Annotated in this window: 15 protein-coding genes; 6 read left to right on the top strand and 9 right to left on the bottom strand. The window is 72.2% G+C overall.

Annotation, left to right across the window (positions count from 1 at the left end; translation table 11 throughout):
* Positions 1–48: 48 nt before the first annotated feature.
* Positions 49–363, bottom strand: a complete 315-nt coding sequence (locus tag ACFXMF_RS15295; RefSeq protein WP_360321294.1) for a hypothetical protein — start codon at positions 361–363, stop codon at positions 49–51.
* A gap of 436 nt (positions 364–799) precedes the next feature.
* Between ACFXMF_RS15295 and ACFXMF_RS15290 the strand changes: the two genes are divergently transcribed.
* Positions 800–1,561 carry an XRE family transcriptional regulator gene (locus ACFXMF_RS15290; RefSeq protein WP_379989777.1) on the top strand — a complete coding sequence of 254 codons (762 nt, stop codon included), beginning with the start codon at positions 800–802 and terminating at the stop codon, positions 1,559–1,561.
* A gap of 255 nt (positions 1,562–1,816) precedes the next feature.
* Here the strand turns inward: ACFXMF_RS15290 and ACFXMF_RS15285 are convergent, their stop codons facing one another.
* Both ACFXMF_RS15285 and ACFXMF_RS15280 read right to left on the bottom strand, forming a co-directional pair.
* Complete coding sequence (locus ACFXMF_RS15285) at positions 1,817–2,095, bottom strand: hypothetical protein (protein WP_379989778.1); 279 nt, start codon at positions 2,093–2,095, stop codon at positions 1,817–1,819.
* A gap of 261 nt (positions 2,096–2,356) precedes the next feature.
* The gene (locus ACFXMF_RS15280) at positions 2,357–3,091 is read right to left on the bottom strand and encodes a zinc ribbon domain-containing protein (RefSeq protein WP_379989779.1); all 735 of its coding nucleotides are present in this window, start codon (positions 3,089–3,091) and stop codon (positions 2,357–2,359) included.
* Positions 3,092–3,446: 355 nt separating this feature from the next.
* Between ACFXMF_RS15280 and ACFXMF_RS15275 the strand changes: the two genes are divergently transcribed.
* The 3 genes from ACFXMF_RS15275 to ACFXMF_RS15265 all read left to right on the top strand — a co-directional run bounded on the left by ACFXMF_RS15275 (position 3,447) and on the right by ACFXMF_RS15265 (position 5,741).
* Positions 3,447–3,599 (top strand): hypothetical protein, encoded by a 153-nt coding sequence (locus ACFXMF_RS15275; protein ID WP_379989780.1) that lies wholly within the window; start codon positions 3,447–3,449, stop codon positions 3,597–3,599.
* A 35-nt stretch (positions 3,600–3,634) separates the two neighbouring features.
* A complete protein-coding gene (locus ACFXMF_RS15270) occupies positions 3,635–4,258 on the top strand; it encodes a GNAT family N-acetyltransferase (protein ID WP_360321279.1) in 624 nt (207 codons plus the stop codon).
* 307 nt (positions 4,259–4,565) lie between these two features.
* Entirely contained in the window at positions 4,566–5,741 is a 1,176-nt protein-coding gene (locus ACFXMF_RS15265; RefSeq protein ID WP_379989781.1) for an aminotransferase class I/II-fold pyridoxal phosphate-dependent enzyme, read from the top strand.
* Here ACFXMF_RS15265 and ACFXMF_RS15260 read toward each other — a convergent pair.
* Entirely contained in the window at positions 5,732–6,601 is an 870-nt protein-coding gene (locus tag ACFXMF_RS15260) for a hypothetical protein (RefSeq protein WP_379989782.1), read from the bottom strand. The genes ACFXMF_RS15265 and ACFXMF_RS15260 overlap by 10 nt on opposite strands.
* Complete coding sequence (locus ACFXMF_RS15255; RefSeq protein WP_379989783.1) at positions 6,598–11,004, bottom strand: hypothetical protein; 4,407 nt, start codon at positions 11,002–11,004, stop codon at positions 6,598–6,600. Before ACFXMF_RS15255 ends, ACFXMF_RS15260 begins: the two co-directional genes overlap by 4 nt.
* A 145-nt stretch (positions 11,005–11,149) precedes the next feature.
* Here ACFXMF_RS15255 and ACFXMF_RS15250 point away from each other — a divergent pair, with 145 nt between their 5' ends.
* Positions 11,150–12,217, top strand: a complete 1,068-nt coding sequence (locus ACFXMF_RS15250) for a hypothetical protein (RefSeq protein WP_360321267.1) — start codon at positions 11,150–11,152, stop codon at positions 12,215–12,217.
* Between the two features lie 139 nt (positions 12,218–12,356).
* Positions 12,357–12,869 (top strand): VOC family protein, encoded by a 513-nt coding sequence (locus tag ACFXMF_RS15245; protein WP_360321264.1) that lies wholly within the window; start codon positions 12,357–12,359, stop codon positions 12,867–12,869.
* 26 nt (positions 12,870–12,895) lie between these two features.
* Here the strand turns inward: ACFXMF_RS15245 and ACFXMF_RS15240 are convergent, their stop codons facing one another.
* The 4 genes from ACFXMF_RS15240 to ACFXMF_RS15225 all read right to left on the bottom strand — a co-directional run bounded on the left by ACFXMF_RS15240 (position 12,896) and on the right by ACFXMF_RS15225 (position 16,873).
* A complete protein-coding gene (locus ACFXMF_RS15240) occupies positions 12,896–13,462 on the bottom strand; it encodes a dihydrofolate reductase family protein (protein WP_360321261.1) in 567 nt (188 codons plus the stop codon).
* A gap of 163 nt (positions 13,463–13,625) precedes the next feature.
* A complete protein-coding gene (locus tag ACFXMF_RS15235; RefSeq protein WP_379989784.1) occupies positions 13,626–14,876 on the bottom strand; it encodes an RNA polymerase sigma factor in 1,251 nt (416 codons plus the stop codon).
* Complete coding sequence (locus ACFXMF_RS15230; protein WP_360321255.1) at positions 14,873–15,235, bottom strand: YciI family protein; 363 nt, start codon at positions 15,233–15,235, stop codon at positions 14,873–14,875. The genes ACFXMF_RS15235 and ACFXMF_RS15230 overlap by 4 nt, the downstream gene beginning before the upstream one ends.
* Before the next feature lie 294 nt (positions 15,236–15,529).
* Positions 15,530–16,873, bottom strand: a complete 1,344-nt coding sequence (locus ACFXMF_RS15225; RefSeq protein ID WP_379989785.1) for an MFS transporter — start codon at positions 16,871–16,873, stop codon at positions 15,530–15,532.
* Positions 16,874–16,915 lie beyond the last annotated feature (42 nt).

Genomic DNA, 16,915 nt, shown 5'->3' with positions numbered 1-16,915 from the left:
GTAGGTGAGTGGGGGCAGAAGCCGCCGCTCTGGGGCGTCGTCCGTTGGTCAGCCCGGCGGGTCGACCCGGTAGACCTCGGACTCCCGGACCGTGCACGGCATGCCGCTTCCGGCGGGGAAGACCATCAAGACGCGGTCGTTGTCGAGTCCGGCGCACGTCACCACCCGGTCGACGCGGGCAGCGCGGATGTCGTGCTTCCGGCCCGGCAATGAAGCCACCCAATTGCCGACCTTGATCGGCTCGCGTACGCGGCGGGGTTCCTCGCGGGGCGGCGGGGTGCGCGGCACGATGACGGGGATGACCACACCATCCGTGGTCACGGCGTAGTCGGTCGCGCGCTCTGCGGGTGGTTGTTCCGGCATCTTGCGCTTCCTTTCCCGGGGTTGGTGCCTGCCGCGCCGGACTGTGGGAGCCGTAGCAGCTCGGTGCGGCGGGATCGGGCGCCCTGATGACCAGGTGCGGGCCCAGACGTCAGAGCAGCTGAGGAACCGCTCGCGGCGGCTTGTTGGGGTCCGGGTGGCGGCAGCTCGGTGAGCACGCACACGACGAGTCATGTCCGGCGCCATCGTTGAATCGGGAACAACGCGCTGAACTTGCGCAGCTCGGACAACCTTCGTGCGGGGTATGACTGCGTCCCCCGACCGCACCTGGTTGCGATTCCGTCGCCGATTCAGCTTCATACGCAGATGTTCGCGGCGCGTGCCAGATCTGCGCAGCGACACACAAGACGGCATTCCGGCGTCATTCAGGGCGGCATATCGGTGTCGGAAGCGTGTGCGCACGTCTACCGTGATCTGCATGACGGAGCCGAACAGCACACTTCGCGCAGTCCGCATGGGGCTGCTTCTGAGTCAGGACGACATGGCCCGAGCCGTTCGCAACGCCGGGGAACGATCGGGGGAACCCAACGGGTGCAGCAAGCGACACGTTCAACGGTGGGAAGCGGGTGCAGTGGCAGCGCCACGGCCGATTTACGCCCGTGCGCTCGAGTCGGTCACCGGCCTGCCGATCAGTGCGCTCGGCTTCTCGCTCTCGGTACCCCCGGAACGGGTCTCCGACGACGGAGCCGGCGGGCATGATCTGAAACCTTCCACCGCCGGGGTGGCGCCGGCACGCAACACCCCCCTCCCCGAGGGTCGAGGGGCTGTCGAAGGCAGCTACGGCGGGATCTGGCTCAGCCGTTACGAGTACTACTCCAGCGGCCGGTCCGGTACTTACGTGGGACAGCACTACGTCGTCCTGCTGCAACACGGCAACCGACTTTCGGCACGCAGCCTGCCCGGCTCCTCGGATTCCCCGCTGACCCTCGATCTGGCCATCGACCGGAACGTTGTCACGGGCACATGGACGGAGCAGAGCGCAAGCGACGGCTACTACCAAGGTGCGCGCTACCACGGGGCAATCCAACTGCTGGTGGAGCCGACCAGTCGCCGCATGTCCGGGAAGTGGGTCGGGTTCGGCAAGGAGTTCGACGTCAACACGGGGCCGTGGGAACTGGTCTTCAAGGACGCGTCCACATCCAAGACAGCCTTGGAGCGATACAACCGACGCCCCGAATGAAACAGCGCGATTACAAGCGCAACACCGTGCATCGACGCAACGATGGGTTCGGCCTTTGCCGGCATCCGGAGTGACACCCAAGAACGCAGCAATGCCCCGACCCGCCGGCAGGTGGCCAACGAGTCGAGGCATTGCCGTAAGCATCCACAGTTGCAGATGCCCACCGAAACAGCCCAATGAGCCGTGCCGGAAATTCGTCTCCCTGCCGCTCGGTGTGGCCGGGGGGAGGGGGTCCCCGCCTGGGGCGGCGCGGGCTCAGCTCGGCCCGGACTCGCGCTCGGATCGGCGCTCGGCAGCCCAACCACCGGGCTGAAGCCGTGCGGTCTCTCGGTTGTGGCAGCGCACGCACAGCGGACGCAGACGGGCCCACGCGTCCGGGTCGGTCACGCCCTGGTCGATGAGCTGCCGCCGGCCGATCGGGTGATGGTCGGCGACGACCGCCGGAGCGGCGCACAGGACGCACCACGGGTTCGCGTACAGGTAGGCGCGGCGGGTCCGCTGCCAACGGACGTCGTACGCCTTGCCGTTGCTCACACGCGCCTTGTTCGCCTCCCGTTGGTGCTTGGCGCACCGCCCGCCCGATGTCAGCTCGGGACAACCAGGGACGGGGCAAGGGGGGCGGGGTCTTCGCGGCATGGGGGTGCCTCCGAATGGGTGGGGGACTGTTCGGCGCGGGTATCGGCGCGTTGTTTCGAACGTCACCTCGTCACCCTCGCCGAGCAAGGCATGTACGCCGATGTGCGGGCATGCCGAAGCCCCGGGGATCGTGTGGACCCGCCGGGAGCTTCCGGGGTTCTACAGCGGCATCCAGGCGGCTACGGGTACCCGCTCGACAGGGTTGACGGGTCCACTCGCCGATGGGACAGCGGCAGCGGCGGGCGTATCGATGCGGATGCGGGACCCGGAGCGAACGGGCACAGTCGGCCGCTCGGTTTCGGCTTCGGCGAGCGCTTCCGACTCCTCAACGACGGGCCCGAGTTCGCCGGTCAGGCTGAACCCGAGTAGGGACGTGTCCAGTTCCTTCGGACCGCGTCGCCCCTTCCGTACGGTCAGCTTGGCGCCGGCTTCCAGCAGCATGGCGCGCCTGCCCGCCGTGTCCGCCTCCTGCCAATCGTCGGCGTAGGTGCGGCCGGTCGGTACGGACTCGACCCGTGCCGGGCGCGCGGGGGTGGCTTCCAGCTCGGCGAGCCGACTATCCAGCGCCGTCATCTGCCGCTCCCACTCGGCTTTCGCTGCCTTGGACTTCTGCTGTCCCTCGCGCGTCGACAGTGCCGCGTACTCGGCGAGGGTGGCGTCTATCTCGGGCTGCGGGTCGTATCCGGGTGTGGTGATCGTGCGCCGGTCGATCGGTCCCACGATGCGCAGGAACTCGGCGTTGACGTACTGCTCGACCCATTCGGCGCGAACGATGGCCGGTCGGCCGCACCGCTCGCCCCGGGCGCGGGGGTTGCAGTAGTAGATGGCATATGGGCGGTCGTCGTCGCCCTGATGCCGGTACATGCGCCCGCCGCACGCCTCGCAGTGGATCACCCGCAGCGCACGCTTCGGTGCTGTCCCGGCGCATGGCGCCGTTCCACTTGTGACAGCGCTCCGTCACTGCCGCGCCGATCCGGTCGAACTCTTCGCGGGTCAGGATCGGGTCCGTGGTGAACATGACCGGAGCGCCGGCCGCATCGCGCACGGGCGCACCCTCGTGCATCTTCCACCCGAGCAACGTGTGACTTCGGGGCGGTCGACAGAGCGGTTGCGGACACTGGGAAGCTCCCTGAGTGGTCCGTCCAGTCGCTCTCTATCGGATCAGCGGGGGAGCAAAAAGTGGTGCCCCGCGAGCCGGCGCCGAAGGCGCCCGACAAAAGAGAACGCGGCCCGCCTGCTCATCGCCGATGTGGGCGGCCGGCCGCTGGACGTGGGTGACCTCGGTCAGACCCGCCACCTGGAGGCCATGGCGATCATCGTCATCCGGCTGCTCTTCAGCGGCTGTCACCCGCACTCGGTGTTCGCCTTCCTCAGTCCGGACCTGCACTCCGCGACCGCGTAGGTCCGGTCTGGAGGACGGGGCGTAGGTTGGGCAGCGTGAGCACTGTGAGCGCCGGATTCACGCCCGTACCCGCTCGGGTGGCGACGGTCGACGACATCGACGCGATCGTCGCCGCCCTGACCACCGCGTTCTTCGACGACCCCATGTGGGGACCGGCGTTCGCGAACGTCGAACGGCGGGCCGAGCAGGCGGGGGCGATGTGGCGGCTGTTCGCGACCTCCTCGCAGCGCTATCCGTGGACGTTGGTGACCGAGCACGTCGAGGCGGCGGCGCTGTGGATCCCGCCGGGCGGCTCGGAGTTGTCGGCCGAGGAGGCGGCCGGCCTGGAGACGTACCTGCTCGCCAACAGCGACCGGGCCACGGCGGACGCGGTGCTGCGGGTGTTGGAACTGCTGGGCGCCGCGCAGCCGGCCGAGCCACACTTCTTCCTGAGCCTGCTCGCCACCCACGACGACCACCGAGGCCGAGGGCTGGGCATGGGCCTGCTCGCCGAGAGCCTGAGGCGCATCGACGCCTTGGGCGCGCCCGCCTACCTGGAGTCGTGCAACCCGGCCAACCACGCACGCTACGCACGAGCCGGATTCGCCCCGCTCGGCACCGTCACCCTCGACACCGGCCACGTGGTGACCACGATGTGGCGCCCCGGCCGAAGCGCCTGAGGAGCAAAGCGGCCGAGGGTCGAAACGTCCACGCAGCGAAACGGCCGCACGTCGAAACGGCCAAGCGCCGAACCGGCCGCGCAACCAAGCACCCAAGGACGGAGCGACCGAAGACGCAAGGCCCCGGGGGAGATCGGCCCCCGCGAACCTCACGTTTTCCTCAGATGACGCCCGTCCCGCCCCACCACCTCCTAGCCTCGTCGCCAACGGCGGCCCCAACGGGCGCTACAGCCCGCGACCTTCGCGGTGCTGCGCCGGGCGGTACCGGAACGTGGCACGGCGGCGACCGACCGGAGGGGGGACCGCGATGACACACTTCGGCGGCGCACGTCGTCCCGCGCTCGCGGACCCGGTGCTGCGCTCGACGAGGGTGCTGAACGAGGTGGCCGAACGTCACCCGGAGGCCCTCTCCTTCGCCACCGGCCGCCCGTACGAAGGCGGTTCGCTCGCCGGCGGCGGCCAACAGGCGCTGTTCCTGACACTGCGGGCGCTGCGTGGTTCGGATCGGGACGTGGTGCTCGCACTCACCCCCACCTACCTCGGGCTCACCGACGCGGCCCGGCGAGCCGACCTGCCCGTGCTCCCGGTCGCGGACGGCCCGCGCGGTGTCGACCTGGACGACCTCGCGGCGCAGGTGCACGGCGCCCGTGCGGCCGGCCTGCGTCCACGCGCCCTGTACCTGGTCCCGGACTTCGCGAACTCCTCCGGGGTCAGCCTGGACGAGCCGGCCCGGCGCGATCTGTTGTCCGCCGCCCAGGAGTTGGACCTGCTGGTCCTGGAGGACGACCCGTACGGGCTGGTGCACGCCGCCGGACGGTACCGGCCACCGACCCTGGCCGCCCTGGACACCCGGCAACGGGTGTTGAATCCGGGGCGGTTCGCCGGAACCGGCCCGCTGGGCGCACGCATCGCCCGCGTCGTGGACACCGATACCGGCCGACCGGTGGGCCCGTTCGTCGACCTGCCGACCCGGTCCGAGCGCGCGTCGACGGCGCTCTCGTCCGCGATGCTTCGGCCGGCCGGCACCGGTACGAGCCGTCCGCGCGCCGCCGACTCCCGGTCCCGGTGGGCGGATCGGCGCCATCCCACGCGGCTGGCGAACGGCCTCGCCGCCCGGTTCGGGCGTGGTCCGACGGCGGACCGGGTGCACTGGCACTGCTCGGACGGGGGCGGCTTCGTCGTGCTGACCGTGCCGTTCGTGGTCGACGACGCGTTGTTGGAGCTGTCCGCTCGCGAGTACGGCGTGTTGTGGACGCCGATGGCGCACTTCTACGATCCGGGCGTCGGGCCCGCGCATCGCCTGCGATTGGCCGCCGGCGCACTGGGGCCGACCGGCATCGACGAGGGCCTGGATCGGCTCACGGCGCTGGTCGAGGACCGGGCGCGCGAGCAGATGCGCTCCTTCACGAGGCGCCGGCCGGGCCGCCGCCGCCCTGCCCCGGACCGGGACGAGGGGCCCCGCGCCGCCCGCGATCAGCCCTGAGACGACGCCGCGAGGTAGGGCGCCACGGTCGCGGCCACCGCCGCCGAGCCGAGGTACTTCACCGCCGGGTGGAACGCGAACAGGCCGATGCTCTCGGCCAGATCGAGGTCGACGTCCGGGAAGTGCGCGCTGAACGGACGGGGAATGGCGACCGGATCGCCGTGATCGGCCACGTTCACCCAGCGCCGCACGCCGGGCGGGCGGGTACCCGTCGGGGTGGGCGTCGGCCGCAGCCGATGGAACACGGCGTGCGGCAGGGCCAGCGGCGAGCCGAGGGTGACCAGGAGTTCGACCTCCGACTCGGGGTGGGCGTGCAGTGCCTCGTAGGTGACGACGCTGCCGAGCGAGTGCGCGATCACCACGCGCGGCCGGTGCGCGGCGATGCACGCGGCCACCTCCTCCCGCGCGGCGATCCGCGCCGGCGCGTCCACGTCCCGCAGGTAGGCGGTCACCTCGCGGACGAACAGGGACATGAACAGGTGGGTCAGCCGCCCGTCGAGCCGGAATCGCTCGGCGACGACCTGGGCGATCTGCCGCAGCGGCACGGTCAGTCGGCCCTGCACCGTCGCCGGGGGCAGGTCGAGCGCCGCCAACCACTGCTCGGCGAACACCGCGAGCGCCGGATCGGCCGGCGCCAACCGATCGAAGGCGTCCTCGTCCGGGCCGCCCTGGGCGACCGGTTGCCCGCGATACAGGTGGTGGGCGTAATAGGCGAACGCGACGTCGAGTTCGGCCGCCGGTCGCCCGAGGCCCGTCGCCAGGGCCGCGCCCCAGGTCCGTGCCCGCGCGGCGGCGACCACGTCGGGGGCCGCGCCCGCCTCGTGGTTGCCCACGCCGTGCACGGCGACGATCGCACTCATCGGGACTCCAGGGGGTTGTTGCGGAACGGACCCGGAGTCTCCGGGGCCGGTACACGGGCGAGGTCGAACACGGCCCGATCGGGGCGCAGGAGCAACAATTCGTTGCCGGTGGCGACCAACACATCGCCGCTGTGCGTCACTTCGAGGGATCGCACGCCGTCCGGAAACGTGTAGCGGTACAACTCCCGGCCGGAACTCGGCTCCCACAGGCGCATGGTGCGGTCGGCGCCGCCGGTGAGCAGATGCGGACGGCCTTCGAGCAGTATCCCGACCAGGGCGAGCACGGGCCGTGCGTGGCCGACGAGTTCGCGAACGAGGGCACCGTCGAGTGTGGTGATCCGGACGACGCCGTCGCCGCCCGCACCGACCAGGGCTCGACCCTGCGGAAGGTCGATGAACACCAGTGTGTTGATGTGGGCGGGATGGGTGATGAGCAGTCGTGGTCGCACCGGCCCGTCCGGCGTCGGCGCGAACAGCCGAACCCCGCCCTCGGCATCGCCGATCGCGACCAAGGGCGTGCGGGGGTCCGCCAGGACCGCGAGGCACTGCGTCGTCGCACCGTCGACGGTCTCCGGTATCAACGTGCGCCGCCGAATACCCGACCCGGCGTCCCACAGATCCACCCGGCCGCCCCAACCGCCGGTCAACACGTGGGCCTTGCCCTCCAGCACGATTCCCGCCACCGCCGCCATTCCGGCCACCGACTCGTCCGAGTCGCTGCACAGGGCCCCGGTTCGGGCATCCCACACGGCCACTCCACCCTCGGGTCGCACACCCGCGACGACCGGCCGGCCGGCCATCCCGAAACAGGCGATGTCGTGGAGTTCGCCGGTGTCGACGGTGTGGCGGATCAGCCCTGTCCCGGGATCCCAGACGCAGACCGTGCCGTCCGCACTCTCCGAGATGCCGAATCCACCCGACTCGGCATCGGTTACGGCCAAACTCCGCGCGCGCAGCGGATGTCCCGATTGGGCATGACCGCGATGGACGCCGAGAGCGGCACCCTCGTCGGCGACTTCCGGGGCAAGCCGCCATACCCGGGCGGTACCCAACTGCCCGCCGCTGACCACCGTCAACCCCGCCGAGTCGGCGTATCCGGCCAGTGACGGCACCGCCGTCGTATGACCCGCGAGCACCGAGGCGCACCGTCCACTGGCGGAATCCCACACCCGAACCGTTCCGTCACTGCCGGCACTCACCACCCACCCACCGTCCGCATCGGGCATCGCCACGGCGGTCACCCCGTCGATGTGCCCTTCACCAAGGCCGCGAACCCGATCACCGTCCGACGGGTCGACCATGGCCACGCTCCCGTCGGCCCGCCCGATCAGCAACGTCGGCCGGCGGGCACCACGCACCGGTGACAGGGCGGTGACGAAATCGCGGTCGTCCGAATCACCGGAAAAGCGGGTCAACACGCGGACGAAGACGATCCTCCGCGCCTCCAGTCGCCACAGCCACACCTCGCCCCGCACACACCCCACCACGTGGGTTCGCCCGTCCAGGTCCCACAACCCCAACCGCCCCACCGAGCGCGCCAGGGTCGTATCCGCGATCCGCTCCCCGCCGACCGGGTCCCACCAGGTCAGCCGTTTGCCGTGGGCGGTGACCAACACCGATGCATCGGGGGCGACCGTCAGGCTCTCCACACCCGTGGCGTGCCCCCGCCATTCCCGGACCAGGGCACCGGTGGACAGGTCCCACACCTGTAGACCGTCCGCCGTGCCGGTGACCGCGTGTGGCCGCCCGTCGATGCGGCATGCGGCCACCCGGACGGGGTGGTTGCCATGGCCGCGCAGATCGAACAGGACGGTGCTTGTGGCGAGATCCGAGAGCAGGACGATCCCGTCGGTCGATCCGCTCAGCACACACGCCCTGCCCCGCACCTCGACGATCGCCAGGCCGATCACCGCTCCGCCCAGTCCGGTCAGGGTGGAGCGCAGGGCGCCGCCGAGCGGCCGACCCGCCGCCCAGGCCACCGTCCAGGGCAGGTCCCGCGAGAAGCCCTCCGACAACTCCGGCGCGTCGTGCCGCGCCGCGTCGACGGCCAGCAGTTGCCGCCGCTCCTCGGGGCCGGCCCGGTGATGCGCGCCGTAACTGGTGCGGTACACCCACGCGCCCACCGGGGTCCGGTCCGCGGAGCGCAATTCCTCGGCCAGCGCCGCCGGTTCCGCATGTACGAGGAAATCGGTGTCGGCGAGCAACGGGTCGAGTTCGCCCGCCTCGCGTGCGTGCCGAGCCGCGTGCCGACGCAGATACGGCGCCGCTGCCGCCCAGTCGCGCCGACCGTCGGCCCCGGCCGCGACCGAGCCGAGCAGCCCGGCCCACAAGGCGCGCACAGCATCGGGGTCGGCTGCCTCGGAGTCGGCCCGCAGCGCGTCGGCCAGGCCCTGGTGGAACAGGCGGTACAGCGGCCTGCCCAGCGGGTCGGCGTTGCAGCGCAGGTAGAACCGGGCCCGGCGCAGGGCGAGTTCGACGGCGGCGGCCGGATGACCCACGGCGTCCCGCGTCGACGCCAGGAAGGCGGGTGCCGCCACGCGCAGGATGTCGATCGGCATGCCCTCGCCTCCGGCGTAGGCGAGCGCGGTCAACGTGGCCCGGATCCACGGATTGTGCTGTTGGGCCGGCTCCAGGTCCAGCACTCCGCTCAGGGTCCGCGGAATCCGGGCGCCCAACTCCCGGGCCGCGGCCTGCGTCGCCGGTATCGACCGAATGCCCAACAGGTGCCGGGTATACAGCCGGGCGACCAGGAACTCGCCCCACTCCGGCGGCTCGTGGTCCGCCCCGGCGCCCTCGGTCAGAGCCGACGCCATCGACGCGGCCAGGGCATGGGAGTTGGCCCAGTTGTGCGCGGTCGCGCGGTTCGCATCGGTGAAGAGCAGACTGTTGATGTAGTCCACGAGATCGGTGCGCAAGGCGACCCGCGGCACCGTGTCCAGGTCGACCACGTCGCCGTGCCGCTCGGCCAGGGCGAACAGTTCGGCCAGGCGCGCCTCGCGCCGACAGCCGATCATGATCCGACAGCTCGACCGACCGTCCGCGCGGCGCGTGGTGAGCAGGGGCCGCAGGAGGGACAGGATCACCTCCTCCGCCCCCTCCGCCTCGTCGAGCGCGTCGAGAATCAGCACCGGTGGCTCGGCCCGCTCGGCGAGTTCGGCGGCCAGGAGCCGGCCCGGTCGGGCGCCCGATCGATCCGTCAGCTCCCACTGCCGGGCGAGCGCGGCGGTGATCTCCGAGAGCGTCCGGCGGCGCGCGTGCACCACGGCGAGGTCGTCGATCAGCGGCGGCACGGCGCCGCCGAGGGTGGTCCATACCGACCGGGTGCGCAGCCGCAGTTCGGGATGGGCCGCGCAGACCAGGACGCCCAGGAGCGCCGACTTGCCCACGCCCGGTTTGCCGGTGACCACCTGGAGGGCCGAGTCCGCGCCCGCGAGCCACCAGGCGAGTCGGGCCGCCTCCGCGCTGCGTCCTTGGAAATGCCCGGGCGCGCCGGGCTCGTCCGTATCGCCGGACGAGTCGCGGCCGCCGGCCCGGCCCACGAAGTGCGGCTCGTCCACCGCCTCGTCCAGCACGAACCGGGTCTGGGGCGCTTCGTCGAGCAGCGGAATCAGCGTCGGGTCGATGCCGGTGCGCAGCGCGTGCCGACGCACGTCGAAGCGCGGGTTGCGGAAGAACGCCAGGTGCGCGAGGTTCTCGCCGATCGGCACGAGCGGAGTGGCGACCTCCTGGCGGTAGTACGTGCCCTCGGCGCGGCGTGCCACGGCCGCGGCCACCTCCTGACAGAACCGCTCGAACGGGATGAACTCGAACGAGGCGTCCAGGGCGAGCGTGCCGTCGCGGAACCCGGTCAGTACCTCGATCACGGCATGGCTCAATCGGCCGTCGTAGGACGGCTCTCCGGGTTGGCACGCGGCCACCACCCAGGCCCGTCGTCGGGGCGTGCGCAGGAGTTGCTGCCAGTGCAGCCTGGCCGCGTCCCCGGCGTAGCACAGGTCGAGGAGGAACAGCACGGTCGGTGCCGTGTCGCCCTCGTCGTCCTCCAGGCGGGCCAGCCACTGGTCCACGGCCGTGTCGACCCGGTCGCCGTCGCCGCCGACCACGTACAGACCGCCGCTGCTGCGGCCCCGTTGCCCGTGTGCGAGCAGGTGCACCACCGCGAGTCCCGGGCCGCCGCCCAGCACCGCGCGCACCGCCTCGTCCAGTGCGCCGGCGCTGTCGGCGGGGTCGCGCGCGGGCCGGGCCGGGTCGTATCGATAGGCGGTGTGCAGCAATTCGCGGATCCGGCGGGCGTATTCGGGCGCGTAGGCCAGGTGTGGCAGCGCGTCCGGCGCCTCCACGCCCGGGTCGTCGCGGGGGCTGCCCGCCACCCCGACCACCAGCGCGCGCCGCGCCGGATTCGCCATGCCCCAGCTCCCCCTGCCGGTCCGAGCACTCAGCCTAGAGGGCAACACCGCGGCCCTGTACGGGGTTTCCGCAGCTCGGTGGCACGTCGGGCCCGCCCACGGACCCGCCGGAGCGGATGTCACCGACGTGGGAAATGATCGGCGCATGACGGAAGACGCAGTGCGGTACCACGAGGGCGAGGTGGCCCGGCTCGCTCGGCGGTTGCTCGACGCGCCGACGGGTGGTTGGTCGCGGCAGGGGGTGCAGGCGCTCGTCGCGGCGCTGGGCTGGACCTGGTCGGGGGCCGCCGACGCCGCGCCGACCGGCACCGATCTGCCGTCCGGGAGCGCGCGGTTGCGTCCGGTCGGCCGGTTCGAGAAGGACTTCACCTCGGGTGAGGACTATGTCGAACTGGCCGTGCCGCTGGCCCTGCCGGCTCCGGACCCGGCCGCCCAGGCGCTCGCGTTTCGCCAGGCGGCCGAGCAGGTCGCGGACGCGCTCGGCGAGGCGTCGATCATGGGGGTGTACGGCGGACTCGGCCCGTACTACGACGGCGGTGCGCGCTGGGGTACGCCCTACCGGCGCTGGCGTGGCGACCCGGACACGCTGGAACTGCGCGCGGGTCGGGCCGGGCCGGAGTTGGTGCTGCTGCCCACCGAGCCCGTGGAGAACTGGTTCTGGCGTCAGGGCCACGGCGAACCGGGCGCGATCACCGGCTTCTTCGGTCACCGCCGGGTGGCCGCCAACGGCGGACTCGGCCTGCCCGGCGGCTGGTACGCCCGGGACTGGGAGCAACTGACCGACGTGCTGGCCGACTTCCTCGGCTCGCTGCCCGCCGAGACGACCGCGCTGGACGTCGGGCTCGCCCTGAACGTCTACGGGCGCGTCCCCGGCGAGAACGGTGCGCCGATGTTGTTCGACCTGGTCTGCCGGGATCGGCTGGTGATCGGCTCCTTCCCGCCGGCGGGCGTGGATGCGCACGCGTTGGGCTGGGGCAGTGCCGAGGAGCACCCGGGTACGCGCGCCTGGTGGCCCTCGGACGCCGAGCCGCCCGCCCGGCACGACGCCGGCGGCCCGGGCGAGGTGGCCGCGCGGGCGACCGCCGAACTGCTGGTCGCCACCGCCCGTGCCGCCGGCGTCCCCGGCCCCGAGGACCTGATCATCGGCGGCGAGGGCGAACGGGTGGGCGCGTTCGACGTGAAGTTCTACGGGCTGGGCCTGCATTCGGGCTGATCCGGGCACCGGCCGTCGCACCCGGCGTCCCGCCACCGCCTCGCGGTGATCGGGGCGTGACGGTATGCGAACGGCCGGTTCGTCGATATCGTGCATGGTGCACTGAAATTGCTCACCGTCGAGCGAAGAGGAGCACGTCATGGCCGTACCGGTGGCCCTGAACCATCTCGCCTATCAGACCCGAGACCTGGCCGCGACCCACCGCTTCTGGACGGAGGCGGTCGGCGCGGAACTCGCGGGCGCGCTTCGCGAGGAGTCCCGAACCACCAGTGGCGGCGAGGTCACCGCGCCCTTCCTGCACGTCTTCTACGCGCTCGCGAGCGGCGAGTGCATCGCCTTCTTCGACGTGGCCAAGGCGTACACGCCCGTGCCCGACGGTCTCGAATCGTGGACCCGGCACGTCGCGCTCGCCGTGGACTCCGTCGCCGAAGTCGACGCGATGGCCGAGCAGATCCGCCGGCACGGGGTCGAGGTCCGGGGCCCGATCGACCATCACGGCGTCTGGTACTCGGTGTACTGCTTCGATCCCAACGGCGTGCATCTGGAAATCACCCACCAGTCCCGCCCGTTGATCGAGCAGGACGCCATCGAGGGGCGGGCCGCCTTCGACGCCTGGCTCGCCGATCGTGCGGCGGGCAAACTCCCGGGCTGAGCCGCGCGACGCGCGAGGGACCACCGCTACTCGCCCGCGCGGGCGTAGTGCAGCAGCACGGTGCGCGCGTCGAACGTGCGCGAGTCGACCAGGGTCAGCGGGTGCCGGGCGTCGTCGGGCCGGAAGACCGGTTTGCCGCCGCCCAGGATCACCGGGTGCACGAAGATCAGGTATTCGTCGATCAGGCCGAGCGCGGTCAGCGCGTTGGCGAGCCCGGCGCCGCCGCTGAGCAGGATGTCCTTGCCGGGCTCCCGCTTGAGCGCGGTGATGTCCTCGGCGAGATTCCCGCCGATCACCTCGGCACCCCACTCGGCCCGGTCCAACGTGGTCGAGACGACCACCTTGCGGGCCGCCCGCCAGATCGGCGCGAACCGCAGGTCGTGCGGATCGGTGGAGATGCTCTCGGCGACCGGCCAGTAGCCGGACATCATCTCCCACACCACCCGGCCGTACAGGAACGTGTCGACTCCGTCGTGGAGGGTCTGCCCGAAGTCGGACAGCTCCGGGGTCATCATCGGCCAGTCGAATTCGCCGTTGGGGCCCTCGATGCAACCGTCGAGCGACTGGTGGACCATGTAGAGGATCTTGCGCATTTCGGGCTCCCGATCGTGCCGGTCTTCGGTGTTCTCACCACGAGGTCGGAATCGATCGCCGGTCCTCGACATCCCCGGGAGGCTCTTCGGAAGAAGTTCTCGACGGGCTTCCGCACCAGGGCGCGCTCGCGGCCAGGATCCCGGCGGCGGACGCCGGCACGGATCATCCGCCGTCGACCACCCGCGCCGCGCGTATCTCCAGGTAGCGGCGTTCCGGCAGGCTGGTGGTCCGGCGGGCCGCTTCGCGGTACGCCGCCCGTGCGGGCTCACGATCGCCGGCCAGTTCGAGCAGGTGGCCGCGCACCGCCCAGACCCGGTGGTGCCCGGTCATCCGGTCGTCCCCGGCCAGCGTGTCGAGCAACTCCAGGCCCGCCCGCGGGCCGTGCACCATCGCCGTCGCGACGCTGCGGTTGAGGGTGACCATCGGGCCCGGCGACAGGTGGTCGAGCAGCCGGTACAGCGCGAGGATCTGCGGCCAGTCCGTGTCCTCGGCGCGCGCCGCCTCCGCGTGCACCGCGGCGATCGCGGCCTGGAGCTGGTACGGGCCCGGCGGCCCCCACGTGAGCGCGTCGGTGACCAGCTCGGTGCCCTCCCGGATCGCCTCCGCGTTCCAGCGGCTCCGGTCCTGCTCGGCCAGCGGGATCAACTCGCCGTCCGCGGCGGTGCGCGCGGCCCGGCGGGCATCGGTCAGCAACATCAGCGCGAGCAACCCGGACACCTCGCCGTCGTCCGGCCGCAACCGGCGCACCGCGCGGGTGAGTCGGATGGCCTCCGCGGTCAGGTCGGTACGGAGCAGGTCCGGGCCCGAGCCGGCGGTGTAGCCCTCGTTGAAGATCAGGTAGAGCACCTGCAACACCGCGCCCAACCGCTCCATCGGCTCCGGCCCGGCCGGCCGGCCGAAGCGACCGCCGGCGGCCTTGATCCGCTGCTTGGCCCGGCTGATCCGCTGCGCCATGGTGCTCTCGGGCACCAGGAAGGCGCCGGCGATCTGCGCGGTGGTCAGGCCGCCGACCGCGCGCAGCGTCAACGCGACCTGCGAGGCGCCGGTCAACGCCGGGTGGCAACACAGGAACAGCAGGGTCAGCGTGTCGTCCCGATCGCCGACCGCGTCGTCGTCGGGTGCGGGCAAGACGTACTCGTCGGCCGGGGCCTGCGCGGCGAGCCGCTCCTCGCGGTTGCGTCGGGCCCGCTCGCTGCGCCAGTGGTCGATCAGCCGCCGGTCGGCCACGGTGAGCAGCCAGCCCCACGGGCTGTCCGGGACGCCCTCCACCGGCCACTGCACGGTGGCGGCGAGCAGCGCCTCCTGGACCGCGTCCTCGCACGCGTCGAACTGGCCGTGTCGGCGGACGAGCACGCCGAGGACCTGCGGGGTCAGCTCCCGCAGCAGGCCCTCGACGTGCGCGTCCGCGCTCACATCTCCGTCCCGGACTCGGTCATCACCGGGCGGACCTCCATCGCCCAGTAGCGGGCGTCCGGCCAGCGCCCGGCGATCTCGACGGCCCGCTCGGTGCTGTCGCACTCGACCAGCAGATAGCCGGCGAAGTGCTCCTTGGCCTCCACGAACGGGCCGTCGGTGACCGCCGGCACCCCGTCCCGCACCCGCACGGTGCGGGTTTGCGTGGGGTCGGCCAGGGCCTCGCCGCCGAGCAGTTCCCCGGACGCGGTCAGCTCGGCCATCAGCGCGTCGACCTCGCCGAACAGTTCGGTGCGCTCGGCGTCGGAGAGATCCTCCACGAAGCCCGGGCGGTTGTGGATCAGCAGCATGAACTTCATCGGTGACTCCTGGTCGCTCTCGTTCGGTTCGGTCGGGCCGGGTGTTCCGGACCGATCGGCGTGGTCCGATCGGCCGCTCGGGATCGTTTCGCCGATTCGCCGGGCGGGCCGCTCGTATCCGGGTCGGAGCGGACCGACGGTTCTCGACATCCCCGGCGGAAAGAATGTCGGACCGATCCACCGGAGACGAACCCACCCGGCCGTACCCGACCCGACTGCCCGCGACGGCCGCCGCCGACGCGCCGGCGCCGTGGTGCGAGCCGGGCCGCGCGGGGCGAGTCGGGCCCGCCCCGATCAGCCGGCCTGCGTCGGCCCCGTCCCGCGCACCGGCGCGGCCGGCACCTCGGACACGACCGGCACGACGTGCTCGACCGGCACCTTGGGGGCGACCGACGCCGCGGGCGCAACCGTTGGCGCAGCCCCGACCGCCCCCGACCGTGGACCCGCCTGCGGGCGCAACACCCGATGGATGGCCAGCGTGCCGGTGAGCGAGGCCAGCCCGACCAGTGCGATCACGTGGCCGGGGGCGAGCACGCCGGCCAGCGCCCCCGCGCCCGCCATGGCGACGCCCTGGAGGGTCATCGTGCCGGTCATCGCCAGGCCCATCGCCTGCCCGGTGCCGGCCTTCGGGATGGCGTCCAGGAAGCGGCGTTGCAGGCCGAGTTGGTAGGACAGCCCCGCGCTGGACACCACGAACAGGCCGGCCGTGACCCACAGCGGCGGGCCCGCGGCGAAGAAGACCAGCGGGACGCCGAGCAGCAGGGCCAGCCACGGTGTCAGGCGTTCGCGCCGGGCCGGGCGGACGAAGCGGCCCACCAGCAGGTCGCCCAGCAACATCCCGCCGGCGGCCGAGCCGTACAGGACACCGGCGTGGTCGGGCGCGTACGGGACGATCACGCCCTCGGCGGCGGCGGTCAGGTTGGCCGGTATCCACTGGGCCAGCAACAGGCCGCGCACGGTCCGGTCGCCGAGCAGTTCGCGATTGACTCGCCAGGTCGCGCGTACCGTGCCCTCGGTCCGGGCCGACCCGGTGCGCTCGGGGCGCGGCGCGGCCGGCAGGCCGAACCGCACCACCGCGGCGGAGGCCAGCGCAACGGCGGCCGCGAACAGCAGCGCGCCACCGGATCCGACCAGTGCGAGCAGCAGACCGCCGACCGCGAAGCCGAGCACCTGCATCGCGCCGGCGGCCATGCCGAACACCGACCGCCCGAGCACGTAGGCGTCGCCGTGCAGCAGTTCGGGCAGCGTGCGCTGACGCGCGGCCCCGGCGATCGGGCTGACCAGCCCGACGCTCGCGAGCAGCAGCAGGACCGCCCACACCGGCAGCACGTCGGCGGCGAGCACCAGCGCGAGCACGCACCGGACCAGGTCGTACCCGGCCATCGCGGCGCGCACCGGCACCCGGTCGGTGAGCGAGAGCAACAGTGCCCCGCCGAACGCCTGCGGGACGAACCCGGCGACATAGGCGAGCGCGGACAGCGCAGGCGACCCGGTGCGTTCGTAGACGAGCACGGCGAGCGCGAGCATCCGTACGGTGTCGCCGATCAACAGCAGCACAAAGGAACCGAACAGCACCCGGAAGGCGCCGACCGCGAAGACCTCGCGATAGGTCGCCGCTTTGACGTCGTCGCCGATCATGCGGGCGAGCGTGCCGCACCGCGTGCTGCGCCGGCCATGCTT

It is taken from the genome of Embleya sp. NPDC059213, from assembly GCF_042754445.1.
Taxonomy (GTDB): domain Bacteria; phylum Actinomycetota; class Actinomycetes; order Streptomycetales; family Streptomycetaceae; genus Embleya.
Note: the sequence above shows the minus strand (reverse complement) of the source record. Positions and strands in the feature narration are given on the sequence as shown.